Origin of the sequence: Chryseobacterium sp. SN22 (genome assembly GCF_008329705.1) — a bacterium.
Lineage (GTDB): Bacteria > Bacteroidota > Bacteroidia > Flavobacteriales > Weeksellaceae > Chryseobacterium.
Window position 1 is genome coordinate 99639 of record NZ_VTSX01000014.1, and the last position, 17709, is coordinate 117347.

Below are 17709 nucleotides of genomic sequence, written 5' to 3' on the forward strand. Positions count from 1 at the left end.
GTCAGATCGCTTTTTTTAGTTTCTTATAAAAAGCTTCTTCCAGATCGGCAATATGAAGCATGGTTTTTGAAAGCTGGTTGTAGATGTCACTTTTGGAATTCCTGTTTTTATAAACCCGGGCTATATCCACGGCAAAATCTCTCCAGAGGTCGCCAATCATAGTAATCTCTTTGGACAGTTCATTCAGCTTGTCATTTTTAAGAATGACCGCTGCTTCCTGAAGGAATGCCCCGTAAATAAACCTGAACCCGCCGCCGCCGGTACCAATTTCTTCCTGCATCCGGATCAGCTGCCCCAGGTAATGATTAGTAGTTTTCGTTCCTTTTTTGGCTGCCCATTTCGGGATGCTTTTCGCGACCCACCTCATGGCTTTTACGCCAATGATCGGGACGGGAGCCAGCATATTTTTGCAGGTATCTTTAATACCTTTTTTAATCGCTTCTTCCAGGTTTACATGTTCCGGAATATAGGTAGGGTAGTACATATGGCCTTTCGGGGGAAGTGCGCCTTTGGCATATCTTACTTTTTCAAGTTCAGCTTCGGTAAGGGTGGTGGTATAATCCATTACCGGATCGCTGATCAGGAATTTACCGTCTTCTTTGCCATATACCACCAGATTGTGGGCGTTAAAATGGAATTTATATTCTTCAGGAAAATAAGTGAGATTGAAAACCCCTACTTGCAATCCCGTCGGTATATTGTTTTCCAGGTTTTTTTCAAGTGCTTTGCGGGCTTCTTGCGGATTGGAAAATTTCAGCCTTTTAATTTTAATTCCCAGTCTTTTGGCAGCTTTGCTGAAAATAGCACCGGGCATCGGACGGTAGCTGAATCCGGGTGCGAAATTTACTTTTAAAAAAGGAAGATACACAAAGAATAATCCGGAACCGATCCCGAAGATCATGGGTTCGCTGAGTTTCAACCCTTTGTTTAATAATAAATTGGAGGCAACACCATTCTCGCAATGCGCAGTCTGATGGTGTTCAAAATTAAGTTTCATTCTTAGCTTGGTTTTACGGAACCCGGAAAGTTCCTTTTTATTTTCCGTTGAAGTTTTTCAGCTCATCCACTGAAATCCCGAAAGCATCGGCATACTTTTTCAGTACGGAGTCGCTTAGTGTTTTAAATATTTTGGGTTTACCGTGCCTTTTCACACGCCATTGCCACATGCCGACGTAGGCGGCCAATACCTGAAGATCCATTTTATTCAGTTCCATAAAATAAACAATCGGGCTTACGGTATGGTTGGCCACATTTCGCCTGGCTTCTTCAATTCTTTCGTTGATCAAAGCTAAAGATTCGTCCAAAGCAGCTTTTTTGGCTTCCCAGCCGATGCTGTTGGCCGTCGTATAATTGTTATTTTCATCCGTTACATACAGGACCTCGGTCATATTAGCGGATTTTAAATTGCTTTCGTCCTGTGGAAGATCTTGCTTTTTCACTCAAAAATTGCGTTAGATTGTGGTTTAAATGAATTCGCTAAGATAATAAAAATGCAGAACATAGTACCATCCTGATTTTAGGAGCAGCAATTAAGAGCATAAAAAAAGTGAGACCTTAGAGCCTCACTTTATTCATTATCGTTGTACCGGATGTACAGGCCTGCCGGCGCAGGCGCAATAAGCAGAATACATGACCACTGCAAAAAACGGTGCTGTAGCGACAAATCCGATTCCGCAGAGAATAATCCCGATCCAGGAAAGGAGCATGCCCACAAATCCTGTAGCCAGTAATGTTCCGTAATTTTCCTTCGCCAGGTTTACCGATCTTTTCAGCGCTTCCGTAGCCGATGCATTTTCAAAAAGAAGGACCGGGTAGCCCAGCATCAGGAAAGGATAGACAAAGAAGAACGGAATAACGCAGAAAAACAGAGCCAGCCCGGAAATAATTCCGGAGATAAGGGTGAAAATAACAATGTTGATGAAATTCTGACGGTAGCCGATGAAAAGATCAGAAAACTGAGCCGGTTCCCTTCTCCTGTATTTATCAACAATATAAATTAGCCCCACGTATAGCGGTGACGCCAGCAATCCGAAAAGTCCGGACAGAGACAGGTACATCGAAAATCCGGGAATGGCGAAATAATTAAAGCTGGAATAATCCGCACCATTATTTTTCATTTCGTCTACCATTTCTACAGAATCGAAACCGATCAGTCTCTGGATCAGGTAAGATCCGGCAAAGTAAATAAGCATGGCAATAATACCATACAAAGCCACGCCTTTATACATTGCAAGAGAATGATTGATAATGGAAGAGGTTTTCTTTTCAGGGACAAAGTCCGGTTTGTCGAAATCAGTAATCTGAGCCATATATATTATTTTTGTGATTGTATTTTGAAGGTATATCAAATAAAGTGCTGATCTCAGATTGTGTGGTATCTATAAGGTAACAAAAGCCATAAAAAACCGCTTCGTAAAAAGCGGTTTTCTTTATTTTAATTTTTTATGGCGTTACTTCCTGAATAAACAGATTGATTTCCGATCGGAGCAGCAGTTCATCTTCCAGAAAGGTTTCACAGAAAATCTGGCAGATGTTTTCAAACTGTGAAATCAGTGAAGCCCTGGAAATAATAGTGCTTCCCACCTTTGGCAGGGAAAAGATTTCTATTTTTTTAATGTTTGTGATAAAACCAATTACTTTGGTATCCGCTTCAGGATTTTCAAAGAAGCTCTGTCCTAAAATCGAAGAGCAGGTCTGTGCCGAATTTTCAATCAGTCCTGCTTCCACAAATAGCCCTTTATCTACAAAAATATTATCTTCTTTTATTTCAAAGGAAGTAATCACTTTTTCTTTGGTGAGTTCCAGAATATAATCCGTCATCAGCATTGGTTTGCGGTGCGGCAGAAAATTGTGGATGTTGATGATATTTTCTTCCTTAATTTCCATAGTCTTACATAATAACAGTTTTCATCTGAGATCTTGCGATCACCTCATCATTAAGCGTTGTCACCACATCCACCAGCGTTACCCCCATCATTTCGTTGATAATGGATATTTCAGATTTCAGGCGGTCACCGGTTTTCGGCAGTGCTATGGCTTCAAATGTTTTGATGGCACCGATGTATCCTGTAGGGGCTTCCTTGCCAAGCAAGTAAAATTTATAACCGGTATGCAAGGCAACACTCTGTGCCTGATGTTCTACTAATCCTGAAGCCTGAAAAATACCGTCCAGGACGAAAATGTTGTCTTCCCTGATTTCAAAACCGGATACCAGATGGGATTCGGAATATTCGGCAATGCTGCTTACCATAACGAAAGGGGAGCGCTGCGGGATTAAGCTTTCAACAAATTGCGGATCGGAAGTAGGCAGTCTGTTTTTCATTTAGCAAACGGTTAATAAAGCACAGGAATAAGAGAATCTTCCGCTTTCAGGGACACAAAGCAATACCTTTTCACCTTTCTTCAGTCTTCCGGAGTTCATGAGTTGTTCCAGGGCGATAAAAATGGATCCTGCCCCGATGTTGCCAACCTCGGAAAGGTTGTAGAACCATTTTTCCCAAGGGAAATCCAGTCCAACATTGGCAAATTCCTCTTTCAGACCTTCTTTGAAGTAGCCGGAAGAGACATGGGCCAGGACATGGTCTACCGTATCCGGGTCCAGGTTATGCTTATCAAAAGAACTTCTTAAACTTTCAGCTCCCTTTACCAAGATGTATTTATCCAAAATTTTGGTATCCTGTTTTAATGCGAAAATAGACTGCTTCAGCCATTCGTCGGAAGGATAGTCTGCCCAGGATTTCAGGCTTCCGTCTTCCTGCTTTTCGGTTCCTGCATACATACAGGCTTCGATTTCATGAGCATAAGAATAGAAATCAATAAATTCTATTTTTAAAGATACTTCGTCTTCTCTAGGCTGTCCTTCCAGAAGGAAAGCGCCGGCGCCGTCGGATAACATCCATCTTAAAAACTCCCTTTTGAAGGCAATGATCGGTCTTTCTTCCAGTAAAGCCAGGTTTTCTGCTTCATGGTTGAATTTATCTGCCGTCATCCATGCCGACATTCTCTCCGAACCGACACAGACCGCATTTTTATGGACGCCAGCCTTTACGGAAAGAAAACCGTAGTTCAGGGCATTCATCCCGGAATTACAGAGCCCGGATGCTGTATTGACCGCTATAGATTTATTCATATCAAGCTCCCCGTGGATCATCGAAGCATGAGAGGGCTGGATTTGATCCGGGGAAGAAGTTCCCACCGAAAGCAGCTCCATATCCTCTTTCCTGAATTGGTCATCAAAAAGGCCCTTCACCGCGTTCGCCGCAATCTGTGCGTTGGTATGGGTAGGATTTCCTTCTTTGTCCAAAGCATAATATCTCGTCGTAATTTTATTATTCCTCAGGATAATTGCTTTAGCTTTGGAAGGAGCGCCGTTTATATAACCAAGATACGTTTCCATTTCATCATTAGAAACCGGTTCATTGGGTAGATAGGTAAATGCTTTTGTTATAAATACGTCGTTCATTCTATTTTAAATTAATTCCTTGTAAATATTCTCTTTGTTTTTTTCTTTTAAACCAAAAAATGGGGGTTGTTAATAAGTGTAAAACCAGCACAACAGGTGAAATAAGCCATATTGCAGCCATCAAATATACCTTAAAGAATTTAATGAGCAATGGGCGTTTCTCTTTTTTCCTGATGATAAGGTTTGACCAGACCGTGAAAATTTTGTTTCCCACTTTTTCCACTCTTACCAGAAATGCCCGGATTTCCATAGCCCCGTTTTTTACCAGATCGGGCTGCAGGGTCTGCACTGTATTTTCTGAAAAATGCTTTTCGATAATGGTTCCGTATTTTCCGGCGCCTGCAATTTCCTGATCCGAAACACCGGCTGCCGGAAGCATGCCCGATTTTTCTTTTTTTCCGGTCGTCATCCAGCGGAGAATCGTAAGTACGCTGGTATAATTGTCGTGGCGGTCTACCAGAGCGATGTTTCCTACCAGTTTTGCATTCAGGTTCTTTAAATAAACTTTCAGCTTTTCCTGGGAAAGCATCCACATGTTTCTTGTTCCTGAGATGGTCACTACCGGAGTATCTTTTAAAATACTTTCTGCGTATCCGCTTTTCAAAAATGAAATAACCGGGATGGAAGGGGTGAGGTACCAGACCTGATAGCCGAAAAGGACCAGATCGAATTTTTTATTCAGCACCTCTTCCGGTGGGGGAAGGATCTCGCTGGGGATCTGAAGGTAAGATTCCGGAAACGTATTGAAAAATACATCACTACTCCACGGGAAAGGGAAGTCCTTCTTCAGTTTTATATTGTAATAGGTTACTTCATATTCGTCGTTCTTATCTTCAAAAGGACGGGCGATATTTCTCATGATATCTTCCAGTTGTCCCGACTGAGTATAATAGATGACGAGTATATTTTTCTTCATAATTCCATTTATCAGGTTACAAAAATATGCTTTTCCTATGTATTATTTGGAACTAAATATTTTTAATGTCTCAGAACCAAACTTCAGGTTGTAATTTGTTGGATTACCTTTATTATTCATATTAATAAAGACAATAATTTCAGGAAGCTCGGGCAGGGTATTGAAGTCGAAGCTTTCATCGGAAACAAGAAGAACATTTATTTTCTTGGTGATTTCCTTCAGATTATTCACATACTGGATCTTTCTCCTTTTTACCAGATATGTCTGTCTGGCAATCCTTCTTTTTTCTTCATTTTTTATAAAGCTGAAAACTCTTCTGCCGGCCTGTTGCAGGGTCAGCAGTACATCTTTTTGGCCGAAATCATCTGCCAGATGTAAAATGTTGGCATCTTTCGGAATATGTTTGTTCAGTTCGAAGTAAACGGATTTGTTCAGTTTAAAATCTTCTTTTACCGCCTGCACAACTTCATTGTCTTTATATAAATAGGCTAAAAATAATTTTCTCCCAAAATAATTTTCATCTTCCAGCTCATTCCTGAATGCCGCAAACTGCTCCCTGAAAAAAGCGTTAATTCTTTTCGTTCTTTCTGAGTATGTTTGTCCGAAACTCTCGTCTTCCTTATGGATCCTTTCACCAACTTTTACAGTAATGTCTCCATCATAAATAATGAAATCTCCTTTCGGCTGCACTTCGGAATTCCCGTGGATATACACCGGAACGATATCCAGCCCGAATTCTTCTGCAATATAAAAAGCGCCCTTGTGAAACCTTTTGATATCATTGGTATAGGAGCGTTCCGCTTCGGGAAACACGACCAGTGAATAACCCTGGTCAACTTTTTTCTTCAGCTGCTGCATCCCATTTTCGATACCCTGGGAAACCGGGTAAAAGCCTAAAACCCGCACAATTTTCCCGAAAACCGGGGAGTTGTATACCCAGTCATTGACAAGGAAAATAATTTTGTGCGTGGTCATCGCCATCGTCAGCGTGTCCAGGAATGATGTATGATTGGCAATCAGTACCGCCGGCCTGCTGAAATCCTCATTCGGGTTTTTAATGAACTTCTTCTTTACAAATGGATTCGTATAAAGGACAGAAGTTAAAAAGCGGGCGATGATTAATTTAATAAAATTTAAGGTCCGGCCTTTGGATTTCTTCACAAAAATGCTTCCGATCACCGAAAAAAACAGTCCGCCCAGCCCGTAATAGACAAAGGACAGGACCGAATTCAGGAACAGCCTGAACGTAATCGGGGAGAGTCCTTTCTTTGCCCGGTTGGTAATAAGCAGCCTGAACCAGAAAGGGTATAACGTTGAGGTAATGATGATCACGGAAAACATTCCGATCAGAGCCACCAGGGCCAGTGAATGAAGGGCTGGATGTTTGGCAAAAATCAGGGAACCGATGGAGAGAATGGTGGTAAAGACCGCCAGAATAATGGAAGTCCTGTAAGTCGGAAGCTCATTTTTTCCGGTGGTATGCTCTTTCTGCATGGCCTGGGTAAGGAAAATACTGAAATCGTCTCCCACTCCGAAAACGAGGGTACAGACCACAGTGCTGAAAATATTTAACTCAAGTCCCAGGAAATAGAGGATTCCGGCCGTTACGACTCCCGTTAAAACAATCGGAAACATGGTAAGGACCGTAAGCTCAAAATTCCTGAAAAAGACGATGATCGTTAGAATAATGGCCAAAAGGGAATAATTGATTAAGGTATTAAAGTCTCTTTTCAACAGCCCCAGAAAGTTTTCATTCATCTGCTGCCGGTCGATGGCCAGCGCTTCATGTTTATTTTCAACATCTTTAATGAAAGCGTCTCTTTTATTCTCGTCTACCTTTACCACGTTGGAAACCGTGTAGAACCCATTTTCCTGGCTCAGGAATTCCGGGATCTGCAAGGCTTTTATTTGTTCGTAATCTTTCAGGTCCAGCGTCGTGTAGCTTTTGTTTAAATTTTCATTAAACTGATCAAATGCCGAGCTGTTGAACCCGAATTGATTTCCGTTTTTAACCAGTTCCGAAACCGTTTGGTTTTTTTTATCCGGACTCCAGAATTTTTTCCAGGCGTCAATTTTTTTCTGCTGGTCTTTTTCAGACAGCACCACATTACCGATCGAGTTGTAGCTTAGTATTTTCCCTTCTGTTTTCTCTTTTTCCAAGAACCTGCTCAGTTCGGAGTTTCTGGCCAGGGCTTCGTTCTCAGAATTTCCGTAGGAAATCGTGTATATGGATTTGGAAGTAATGTCGGATAGCTTCTGGAGCTTCGCCTCGCTGATCTTCAAATCTTTCGGAATATAATTGAGGTCGCCGATGTCTTCATTGAAACCTACTTTCCTGAAACCGAACAAACAGGCAATGATGATAACGGAACAGATAATGATTAAAGGTTTATTTTTCTCATAAGGATAAGATCCAATTTTATCAATGAAATTGATGTTGACGTACTCGCCTTTTTCCTTTGGCCTATAAAGCTGGGGAACAATAATCAGGGCAGTAACCGAAGATAAAATAACGGTAATTGCTGCAAAGAGACCGAGGTCCTTCAGGGCTTCCGAACGTACAAAAATAAGGCAGAGAAAGGATACGGCCGTTGTGGCGCTGCTTAAAATAATCGGCTGCGTGATTTCCTTGTAAAGTTCCTCAATATTATTATTGTGCTTGTAATGCGTGAGAATATGCAGGGCATAATCGATGGTAATCCCGATCAGTATCGCTCCCACACTTAATGAAATGGCTGAAATTTTATCCTTAATAAAATACAGGATCAGTAAAGCGAGGAGCACCGAAAAAGCCGTCGGCAGAAATACGATAATCGGGGTGAAGAAATTCCTGAAGTAATAGATCAGCAGAATCAGGAGCACCGTCATGGAAATCATTACGGTATTCCTGATGTCTTTTTTGATCTGTTGGGCATTGGCCACGGCAATTACCGGCGATCCGAAATAGCTGATCTGCGTTTTTCCTTTAAACCGGGTGTTGAGGTTATCCTTTATTTCATTCAGCCGGTTGATAAAAGCTTCGTTATTTTTGGTATCATTGCTTTTATTCCTGGGATCAATAAACAGAAGAAGGTTTTTTCCGTCTTTAGTAACAATGTAGTTGTCTTCGAGCCTGAAATCTTTACTGATGTTCAGGGCGTTGAGCTTTTTAATTCCTAAAAAAGTAATGCCGAGCGGATCTTTTTTAATGAATTCTTTCGTTACAAGGCTGGTAGGGGATGCCAGGGAAACATAATTGCTTTCAACCTGCCGGGCGATGCTGTCTTTCTGGAGCTTTTTTTCAATTTCACGGTAATCGCTTTCGTTTAGGAATAAAGGAAGGTTCTGATTAACGAAATCAAAAGTTTCCGAAATTTCACTGTCGTTTACTTTTCCCTGGACGGAACCGATGTATTTCTGCAGGGATTCAGTCTTTTTCAGAAAAGAATCGGCGGTTTCCGAAAGCTGGAAGTCTTCTTCCTTCGATTTCTTTTCAATAATAACAATGATCTTGTCTGAAAAATTAAGCTGCTTCAGGACTTTTGCCGTAAGGTCCGATTTTTCACTTTTGGGAATGATTTGGTTGATGTCTTCTTCAAAATTAATCTTTGAAGCGAAGAATCCGCATACAACGGCAATTCCGATAGCAAAGAGCACGGATAAAAGCCTGTTTCTGGAGATCAGATAATATAAAAAGATAAAAAACCGGTGCATGGCATGTAAAAATCAAGTTTGCAAATTTAAATTTTTCGCCATTAGTGCAAAATGTTTTAACAATAAGTTTTCCTTGAAAATCAATAAAATATTTAGTCGAAATGAAAAAAAAATCTACTTTTGCAAAAGTTCCCGACTGATGAAAATCCATTTTAAGACAAAATAGCTAAGTAATAAGCTTAGATTTGATATGTTTAAAATATTTGATGAAAAAATAAACGGTTTTTTATTCATAATCGTTTTTCCTTTCCTGCTGTTCTTCATATCCTATTACGGATTTGAGACCTCTTATGTAGTGGGCATCAAATCTTGGGAAAAAGTACCCGACTTCATGTTTTCATCAGTGTATGCGTACCGTGTCATTCCGAATTACCTGAGTGTGCATGTGACGGAAGCTTTGGCCTATATTGTAAACAACGATCTTTCTTTTGCCAAAGCCTTTATTATTAAACAGGGGTCTTTTTTTTATCACAGCATTTTTCTGATCAACGTTTTCTTTTTCATGCTCACGTCTGTGGTGTTGCACAAAATTTTACAGATGCAGCCTGCTGGGCTTCTTTTAAATGACAAAGTAAAGCAGATGGTTCATTTGATCGCGGTGTTTTTTATTGTGATCATGCAGTATGTACCCACCAACTGCGACTGTATTGCCCTCTTTTTTTATAGCCTGGGAATGCTTTTTACCCTGAAATACCTGGAAAAAAGAAAGCCTGTGGATCTCATTTTGTTAAGTAGCATTATTTTTATCTCCACCTTCGTCAGAGAGACGGCCTGTCTGAATATTGCCTTTTTCGCAGCTGTCTTTATCGAACCGCAGGAACTGAAAAGGGGGAACTTTGCCTTCGTTAAAGAATGTATGTTTCTGGTGGCTGCTTTTATCATCCCTTATATCGGGCTCCGGTGGCTTATCTGGCAGCATGCTTCATTTGCAGAAGGAATATATTGGGTTAAAAATTTTACAAGTCCTTATAATATTCTTGGACTTTTGTTTGGAATATTAAGTATCCGGTTTGCGTACGGGTTTTCTGATGAATCCGGAAAGAGGACCATCAGGAAATACCTGTTTTTCTCTTCGCCTTATCTGATGATGATAACTTTAGTGGGGCTTTTCTGGGAAACCAGGTTATTTATGCCGCTGATTCTTACGGGATTCGTGGCGGCATCTTATCAGTTTAAAAAACATTATATCTAGGAATGCATTTATTACATCCATATTACATTATTGCCCTTATCGTTATGCTGTTTTTCAGCTATCAGGAAGTTTTCCATCGTAAGGTCGATAAAAAAGCGCTTTGGTTTCTGGGAGCATACCTGATCATTATCGCCGGACTCCGGGATAGTGTGGGACCGGACTACGGAAGTTACCGGGGGATTTATATTTACTCAGATACCAAAGATTACATCACTTTTGTTTTTACGGCCCTTCACCTGGAACCTCCTCAGCCGATGGAGGTGGAATGGCTGTTTGTGCTTATCAATAAAATTCTGCTTAATATCTTTGATGCCCCGTTTTATATGCTGACGCTCGTCATCGCTGCCATTGCCATTTTCTTTAAGATAAGATATATCGACGATAATTCATTTTACCCTTTTACCGTAATGGCCATGCTTTTCATTCCAGGGTTCTTTATTGGGGAAAGCGGACAGATCAGGCAGAACTTAGGGTCTTTCATCGTATATTTCGCGATACGGTATATTAAAGAGCGGAAATTGTGGGCATACCTGTTGTGTATTTACCTGGCAGGTGGTATCCACACGGTATGTTATCTGTTTTTACCAATGTACTGGCTGGTACGTTTTCCGATGAACAAAACACTGATGCTGATCCTGATCATTACTTCAATATTTTTATCACCTTTCGAGGTCTACCGGGCATTTGGTGGCTTTCTGAGTAATATTTCAGCTGATAATGCAATATCCGTAGGGTTCAACGGTTACGTGGATGAAAGTGTGGAGAGGCTGAACGGAGGGTTCGGTATTCCCGAAGCACTGATGGCGATTCTTACCTTCTTCCTGTTTGCGTTCGATACCAAGATGGTTGAAAAATATCCCTATTACGAATATCACAGGATGTACGCCGTTATGGGAATATGTTTCTTCTTTATTTTCAGGAACAACCCGATTTTCGCTTCGAGGCTTGCAGGGACATTTGTGGGGTTTGGTTATATTATTATTCCGAATACCATGTATGTGGTTTCCAATAATACCAAAAAGATGATTTATCTTTTTATTTTCTCTTTCGTGATATTCAATTTCATCGTTTTTTCGAGTTTCAGGAATATTACTTCCGGAAGATTTACGGCTGAACAGTATAAAAACCATTTGCTGCCTTAATATCCGAACTTATGAGTGCACCTAAGAAAGAAAGAATTCTGGTACTTGACGGTCTAAGGGGGCTGGCGATCCTGCTGGTGCTGCTTTTTCATGGCTATTATATCTGGTTTGATTATTATCCTTATAAAAAACTCTATGCAGATCATATCCTGTTCAAATATGGCAGTCTCGGCGTCCAGCTGTTCTTTCTGATTTCAGGTTTTGTTATCTTGATGTCGGTAGAACGGACAGGCCGTTTCTGGAAATTTCTTAAGAACAGATGGATCCGGCTTTTTCCGAGTATGCTCATCTGCAGCCTGATTGTGTACTCTACCGCGCATTTTTTCCATGAAAGGCCGTTTGGGATTCCTCCGTTGAAATCCATTCTGCCCGGTATTACCTTTATCAACAACAGTATCCTGGAAAAGATTTTCAATACCGATTTCCCTGTGCTGGAATTGTCTTTCTGGTCCCTGTTTGTTGAGGTAAAATTTTATATCATTTTCGGGGCACTTTACTTTCTTTTCAACAGGAACGTTGCATTGGGAGGAATTTTTTTAATTTATCTTTCGGCGCTTGCCCTGCAGCTGCTGTGCCTGGGAAATATCTTTCATGAAACGTCGTGGATGAAAATTTATATCGGCTCGTTTATCCATTTTGGATGGTTTGCAGCCGGCGCACTTACTTACATCTATTTTTATAACAGGGAAAAGAAATACCTGTGGATGCTTATTTCTGCTACGTTTTCTTCTCTGCTGTACGTTATTAAATTCCAGGATCCGGTGATGCTGGTATATCTGGTTGTGCTTTGCCTTATTTTTTACTTTGCCCTTTTCCGGAAAAGTTTTGGGTTTATTTTTTCAACCCGGTTCTTTAAATTTATCGGTTTTATCAGCTATCCGCTTTATCTGCTGCATGAGAATATGCTGGTAGCATTAATTATTAAGTTCCATCATTATTTTGCCGGGATTCCCTATTTTCTGCTTCCCGTTATTTCCTGTATTTTTATTGGAGGTATGGCAAGTTTGGTTGCTTATTTCATAGAACCGGCTTTTCAGAAAGTGTTGAAAAAAATAATCTAATTTTGCCTTTTTCTTTTATTATATACCATCTATAATTCAGTCATTTTTTTTGTCTGTAATATCCGGCACACCTCCCGGAACTTTTCGCCAATTTCTAAACTTTATTCAATATAGAGTGATATCGGTACTGGCAAAAGGCATTTTTTTTCCGGTTTGATTTATATCATCTATGAAATTTTATTATTAATATTTTATAAAATATTTTCAGCATCTGATCACTGTATTGAAAAATAATGTATTTTCGTAATACTTAAGTTGAAAAAGTAATTTCTTCACTAATAATTGAATACTTTTAATGCACTTAATGTTCTAATTGCTTTATGTATTAATTATTTATAAAATAAATTGATTTTTTTTAACAAGGGTTTAAATGTTGTATTAACAAGTACATACACACAAAGTTTAAAGAAATGGAAAAGTCAATTAAAAATGTGGCAGCAATCTTATGCTGTCTGGCAACGCATGGCATCTATGCCAAAGAAATCGCAGGAGAAAAGAAATCCGATTACTTTGAAATATCACGGAAAACCTATTTCAAAACATCAGATTCACTAGTTAAACCTTTAATTACAGACAGAAAACAGATCAGTGATGAAAAAAAATCTACTATTTCAAATGAAAAACTTCTTACCAACCCAACCGGAAAAGCAGTAGACTGGACCAGAGCGCCAAATAGTTACATTTTTGATCCTACCCAGGATGTTGACGGCCTTTATATTCCTGTAAGAAAAGCATATGCTATGTGGGAACAGGATAAAATACTAGGTGGATCGGCTATTCCAAGCGGGAAGCTTACGGCTGATGTTTTGTGGGAAGATGTTCACGGGCTGGTAAAGTCCGGCGTAAGCTATACCCTGGAAGTCGTGGACGCCGGTCAGAATGCCAAAATTAAAATTCCGATCAATAAAGCTAAAAAAGGAAATGCCGTGGTTGCTTTCCGGGTAAACGGACAGATCTTCTGGTCGTGGCACATCTGGGTAACGGATGATCCTTCCAACGGATCTACCTATAAAAGCTATCCTGATGTCAAAAGGCAAAGAGCAGATGGAACTGTTGAAACCATTCCGGATTCAGACTGGGGCTGGATGGACCGTAATCTTGGAGCTGTAAGTGCTTCCATTACCGCAAACGACTGGAATAGAAACGGAGGCTTATTGTACCAATGGGGCCGGAAAGATCCTATTCCGCCGCTGGTGTACCGGGGAAATGATTTTTATGAAGTTTCCGGATCCGTCGGACGGGTAAGACACCGCGGGGCAAAAAATTTTACCGGTGCCGCCAATTTTGATAATCTTCGGAAATTCGTCCTGCTTTCCAATGCTACGATTGCAAATAATATCCAGCTTGCGGTAAAAAATCCGTTAAGTTTGATTTACGTAAATAAAGACGACAATTCAGGACCTGCTTATTACAACAACAATCCAAACCTGATGGTGAACTGGTTCGGAAGAATGCCGGGCCTGAACGACAGCAGATTGCCGGAACTTAATCTGTGGTCTGACAATTCTCAGGGAGTTGTAAGTAATAATTACAACAATAACGCTGCAGCGTCACCTTACAGAAATAAATCTTCCTATGATCCATGTCCGAACGGATGGAGAATTCCCTCGGTTCTGGTGGCTAATCTTGCTTCCGGAAGCTACGTGGATGACATCCGGGTTGATTATTCGCCATTTGGTGTACGCACGAATACCCCTAAAAATGTTTTTGAATCAAATACCTACCATATCATAAAACCTACTGATTCCGGCGTACCAAGTTTTATGACGAATTTTAAATTATATCCAAATTTCGGCTTCGACCTTTCCAATGCAGGAGGATACAATATGGGAATCTTCCCGGGAACAGGAGGGATTTCTATTCTGGCACACCAGGGTCAGTATACCGATCAGCATCAGGTTGCTTTATGGACTGCTACAATGCCGAAGTTTTTCGATACCACTCCTGCAGTAAGCGCACGATCGCTTTTCATGATTCCGGACAGGCAACAGTCTGATATTCCCGATTCGAGCCAGCCGAACGTAAAAGGAAGATACTGGTATTTTCCGCTGGCTTCTGCCAATACTTCTGATGCCAATGCATGCAGGTGTATTAAAGATCCGCTGTATGTCGTAAACGACTACGATTTTCCAACCGAATATATTGTTTCGGAAATAAATTATACCGAAGGGATAAATAACCCGAATACATACCAGGTGGTAAAGAATACCGCTGCGTTTATCGTAGAGATTCCTGTAAGCAAGGCATTTTCAGTACAAAGCCAACTGCTGAATAATAAAGATATTCTGAACACTGCCAATTTTAATAGCCTTAAAGCCAATGTCCTTTGGACAACCAATACCGGTCTGATTAATAATGTAACGGTCGTTAATCCTTCTCCTGGTTCATTGGATGCCATTGCATCATCAAAGATTGCAGTGGCTGTCAATCCCAATCAGAGCGGAAACGCAGTTGTAACCTTGCATAACGGAAGTATTTCAAATCCGATATACTGGTCATGGCATATCTGGGTAACAGATACTGCTGTTGGCTCCTACAACTACACTACAGAACTGCCGGTATCTTCCGTAACAAATTATGTAAATTATATTCCGAAAGGGGATAATATATTCGAAACGGAGTTTATGGACCGTAATCTGGGAGCTACTGATGCATTCCCGATCGTTGCAAATCCGTTTACCCCCACTGCTGCGGAACTGGCAAAAATAAAAGCTTCCACAGGACTTCATTATCAATGGGGACGAAAAGATCCGCTTCCTGTTTTTCAGTATGCGGACGACCGTGCGTCTTACTCCGTATTTTTAGGCACAGCTACGGCAACCGGAACATTAAATTATACAACGCTTACCAATGCAGCCTATAATAATGTATCCGGAAGTTACATCATTCCTTATAATACCTATGCCAATTCTGCCAATGCGAATGTGACGTCAGCAGATAAAGTTTCGGATAAAATCGCGAAAGTATTAACGTATTCCGTGAGAAATCCTCTGGTATATATGATCCCAAGTACTTTTGCCCCTTATAACAGTACAACTCCTGTCTATACAAACGGAACGGACTGGCTGGCAAACGAACCCAACCTTGCTCCTGACCGTTGGGGAAGAGGTGGTACAAAGTCACCTTTCGACCCATGTCCTGCTGGCTGGAGAATTCCTGACCTTACAGGCGTTGCGCCGGGCGGGCAGGACTTCGGATTTACACCGTGGTATAAAAAAGACAAGGTGGTAACTACTGCATACAGCGTTGCCAATGATTATCTGGGGGTAAGGGTACGAAGAAGCGCTTCTGCCAGTTACACCATTGGATATACTTTTAACGATTCGTCTTACAGAATAGGAAATTATCCGAATTCAGGATCCCGCGGCTCAAGAAGTGTGACTACCAACCAGTCTGCAGCAGGAACCTTCAATGTCATCAATTATCAATATCCCGGAATCTGGACAGCCGCCCTTAATTCAAATTATATCGGAAGACCGATCAATGTTTTATTCGATGCTGCTGCTTCAGCCAACCGTATGATTGCTTTCCACGATAATAACGATCCGTATTTTGGAATGAACTGCCGTTGTGTGAAAATTAAATACGATGCCAACGGAAATGAGGAAGGAGTGATTCCAAGACTTCAGATTACGGCTTTACCGGCTACGGCACCTGCTGCACGCTTAGACTCGAATGATATTAGAGCTGTTAAAAAGGACAAGATTGCTTTCTTCCCGAACCCGGTGAAAAATGAACTGTACATTAAAACAGCGGATAATACGGAAGGATATTATTATCAGGTGTATAATATGTCCGGACAGCTTGTAAAATCAGGAAAGTTTGAAAATAAAAAAACTGATCTTTCTTCCCTGGTTTCCGGTGCATACCTTTTGAGAATTAATGATTCAAAAGAAATTGTAAAGATTATTAAAGAATAGATAAGATTCAATACATCTCTGAAGAGAAATAAAACGGCAATTAAGTTAAATTCATTATTTTTGACTATTAAAGATGATGAAAACAACACAAAGCTGTTCTGTTTCTCTTTTTTTTGTTCCAATTTCAAAACACATTATGAGGCCAGATAAAGTCGTACAATATTTTAATATTAAAATTTTCATTTATTTTTTAATTCTAGTGACGGCTGTTTATACGCTGGTTTTTACTTATTACTACAACTTTAAAGACGATGGATACATCCTGGCCGACTGGCTGATTAATTATCAGGATGGGGGTTTTAAACGAAGAGGTTTATCCGGAAGTTTTTTCTTTTTACTGCAGGATCTTACCGGATTAAGTTTAAACAGTCTGGTATATTTCGCCCAGTTCACTGTTATTTCCTGCTTTTTTTTGTTTTATATAAAACTTATCCGTTATAAAATAACCGATCTTCTTTATTTATCCCTTCTCTTATCATCAATCGGTTTTGTGGGACTTCTCAATACGGTAACGTATGTTGGTAAAAAAGAATTTATTGTTTTCCTGCTTTTTACAGGATTTGTTTATCTGCTGGATCATAATAAGCTTTCAAAAAATAAGGAATACCTTTTTTGTCTGGCGCTTTTCATTACTACTTTTCTTCATGAAGTTGTTTTGTTCTATGTTCCTTATTTTGCTATTGCCTTATATCTGAAAACAGGGATATTCGAATATAAGAAGTATATTAAATATTTTCTGGCAGTCGGTATTCCTACCGCATCCATCCTACTGTTCGGAAAAAACGTTAATGAAGGAATGTCACTGCAGATTCTGGCAGAAAGAGGCGTACACCCGACTTACGGAATTTTCTACTGGAATATTAATGAGAGAGAATACATAAGGCAACATAGCAGCGAATATATTCTTTATTTTATCAGCTTTGCAATTAGTTTTCTTCATATCGGTTATTATTTAAAATTTCTAAAGGACCGAAAGATTTTATCTATATTATTAATCGGAGCTTTTTTATTTTCCCTTCCTTTATTTTATCTGGCTATCGACTGGGGAAGATGGATGTATATTCATATGATACTTATAATTGTACTTTTTGCCCTGTTATTAAGGAACGGGCATTCGGTTTTTGCATTTGAGAAAATTAGAGTAAACCGGAAATTCTATATTACTCTATTCATCATTATTTTCTCTTTGATGTATCGGGTAGAGATGTCAGGAAAAGGCTTTACTTTCGAGGGAATTCTGTACAGGATATTTATTGCACCGGTAGAATTGCTAAATAAAATGTGATTCGAAAAAGCTATCTGATAAAAAAACTTTACTTTTGC

13 protein-coding genes are annotated in these 17709 nt (G+C 40.1%); 5 read left to right on the top strand and 8 right to left on the bottom strand.

Features of this window, described 5'->3' with window-relative positions:
• Position 1: 1 nt before the first annotated feature.
• From FY557_RS11160 to FY557_RS11195, 8 genes are all read right to left on the bottom strand, one after another.
• Positions 2 to 997 carry a BtrH N-terminal domain-containing protein gene (locus FY557_RS11160; RefSeq protein ID WP_149247333.1) on the bottom strand — a complete coding sequence of 332 codons (996 nt, stop codon included), beginning with the start codon at positions 995 to 997 and terminating at the stop codon, positions 2 to 4.
• 37 nt (positions 998 to 1034) lie between these two features.
• Complete coding sequence (locus tag FY557_RS11165; RefSeq protein WP_149247334.1) at positions 1035 to 1439, bottom strand: hypothetical protein; 405 nt, start codon at positions 1437 to 1439, stop codon at positions 1035 to 1037.
• Positions 1440 to 1574: 135 nt separating this feature from the next.
• Entirely contained in the window at positions 1575 to 2309 is a 735-nt protein-coding gene (locus FY557_RS11170) for a beta-carotene 15,15'-monooxygenase (protein WP_149247335.1), read from the bottom strand.
• A gap of 133 nt (positions 2310 to 2442) precedes the next feature.
• Positions 2443 to 2886: an ABC transporter permease gene (locus tag FY557_RS11175; protein ID WP_149247336.1), complete on the bottom strand. Its 444-nt coding sequence runs from the start codon at positions 2884 to 2886 to the stop codon at positions 2443 to 2445.
• A 4-nt stretch (positions 2887 to 2890) separates the two neighbouring features.
• The gene (locus FY557_RS11180; RefSeq protein WP_149247337.1) at positions 2891 to 3322 is read right to left on the bottom strand and encodes a hypothetical protein; all 432 of its coding nucleotides are present in this window, start codon (positions 3320 to 3322) and stop codon (positions 2891 to 2893) included.
• The gene (locus tag FY557_RS11185) at positions 3323 to 4462 is read right to left on the bottom strand and encodes a beta-ketoacyl-ACP synthase III (protein ID WP_149247338.1); all 1140 of its coding nucleotides are present in this window, start codon (positions 4460 to 4462) and stop codon (positions 3323 to 3325) included.
• A 1-nt stretch (position 4463) separates the two neighbouring features.
• The gene (locus FY557_RS11190; RefSeq protein ID WP_149247339.1) at positions 4464 to 5378 is read right to left on the bottom strand and encodes a dialkylrecorsinol condensing enzyme DarA; all 915 of its coding nucleotides are present in this window, start codon (positions 5376 to 5378) and stop codon (positions 4464 to 4466) included.
• Between the two features lie 42 nt (positions 5379 to 5420).
• Positions 5421 to 9071: an MMPL family transporter gene (locus FY557_RS11195; RefSeq protein WP_149247340.1), complete on the bottom strand. Its 3651-nt coding sequence runs from the start codon at positions 9069 to 9071 to the stop codon at positions 5421 to 5423.
• Between the two features lie 190 nt (positions 9072 to 9261).
• Here FY557_RS11195 and FY557_RS11200 point away from each other — a divergent pair, with 190 nt between their 5' ends.
• The 5 genes from FY557_RS11200 to FY557_RS11220 all read left to right on the top strand — a co-directional run bounded on the left by FY557_RS11200 (position 9262) and on the right by FY557_RS11220 (position 17671).
• Positions 9262 to 10263 carry a hypothetical protein gene (locus tag FY557_RS11200; RefSeq protein WP_149247341.1) on the top strand — a complete coding sequence of 334 codons (1002 nt, stop codon included), beginning with the start codon at positions 9262 to 9264 and terminating at the stop codon, positions 10261 to 10263.
• Positions 10264 to 10265: 2 nt separating this feature from the next.
• The gene (locus tag FY557_RS11205; RefSeq protein WP_149247342.1) at positions 10266 to 11405 is read left to right on the top strand and encodes an EpsG family protein; all 1140 of its coding nucleotides are present in this window, start codon (positions 10266 to 10268) and stop codon (positions 11403 to 11405) included.
• An 11-nt stretch (positions 11406 to 11416) separates the two neighbouring features.
• Complete coding sequence (locus FY557_RS11210; protein ID WP_149247343.1) at positions 11417 to 12466, top strand: acyltransferase family protein; 1050 nt, start codon at positions 11417 to 11419, stop codon at positions 12464 to 12466.
• Between the two features lie 410 nt (positions 12467 to 12876).
• Entirely contained in the window at positions 12877 to 16386 is a 3510-nt protein-coding gene (locus tag FY557_RS11215; protein ID WP_149247344.1) for a T9SS type A sorting domain-containing protein, read from the top strand.
• Between the two features lie 136 nt (positions 16387 to 16522).
• Positions 16523 to 17671, top strand: a complete 1149-nt coding sequence (locus FY557_RS11220; RefSeq protein ID WP_149247345.1) for a hypothetical protein — start codon at positions 16523 to 16525, stop codon at positions 17669 to 17671.
• Positions 17672 to 17709: the final 38 nt, after the last annotated feature.

Bases quoted from the DNA above. Each gene is read 5' to 3' on its own strand.
- FY557_RS11205 (WP_149247342.1), top strand. From the start codon at position 10,266: ATGCATTTATTACATCCATATTACATTATTGCCCTTATCGTTATGCTG.
- FY557_RS11160 (WP_149247333.1), bottom strand. From the start codon at position 997: ATGAAACTTAATTTTGAACACCATCAGACTGCGCATTGCGAGAATGGT.
- FY557_RS11190 (WP_149247339.1), bottom strand. From the start codon at position 5,378: ATGAAGAAAAATATACTCGTCATCTATTATACTCAGTCGGGACAACTG.
- FY557_RS11185 (WP_149247338.1), bottom strand. From the start codon at position 4,462: ATGAACGACGTATTTATAACAAAAGCATTTACCTATCTACCCAATGAA.
- FY557_RS11210 (WP_149247343.1), top strand. From the start codon at position 11,417: ATGAGTGCACCTAAGAAAGAAAGAATTCTGGTACTTGACGGTCTAAGG.
- FY557_RS11170 (WP_149247335.1), bottom strand. From the start codon at position 2,309: ATGGCTCAGATTACTGATTTCGACAAACCGGACTTTGTCCCTGAAAAG.
- FY557_RS11200 (WP_149247341.1), top strand. From the start codon at position 9,262: ATGTTTAAAATATTTGATGAAAAAATAAACGGTTTTTTATTCATAATC.
- FY557_RS11175 (WP_149247336.1), bottom strand. From the start codon at position 2,886: ATGGAAATTAAGGAAGAAAATATCATCAACATCCACAATTTTCTGCCG.
- FY557_RS11195 (WP_149247340.1), bottom strand. From the start codon at position 9,071: ATGCACCGGTTTTTTATCTTTTTATATTATCTGATCTCCAGAAACAGG.
- FY557_RS11220 (WP_149247345.1), top strand. From the start codon at position 16,523: ATGAGGCCAGATAAAGTCGTACAATATTTTAATATTAAAATTTTCATT.
- FY557_RS11215 (WP_149247344.1), top strand. From the start codon at position 12,877: ATGGAAAAGTCAATTAAAAATGTGGCAGCAATCTTATGCTGTCTGGCA.
- FY557_RS11180 (WP_149247337.1), bottom strand. From the start codon at position 3,322: ATGAAAAACAGACTGCCTACTTCCGATCCGCAATTTGTTGAAAGCTTA.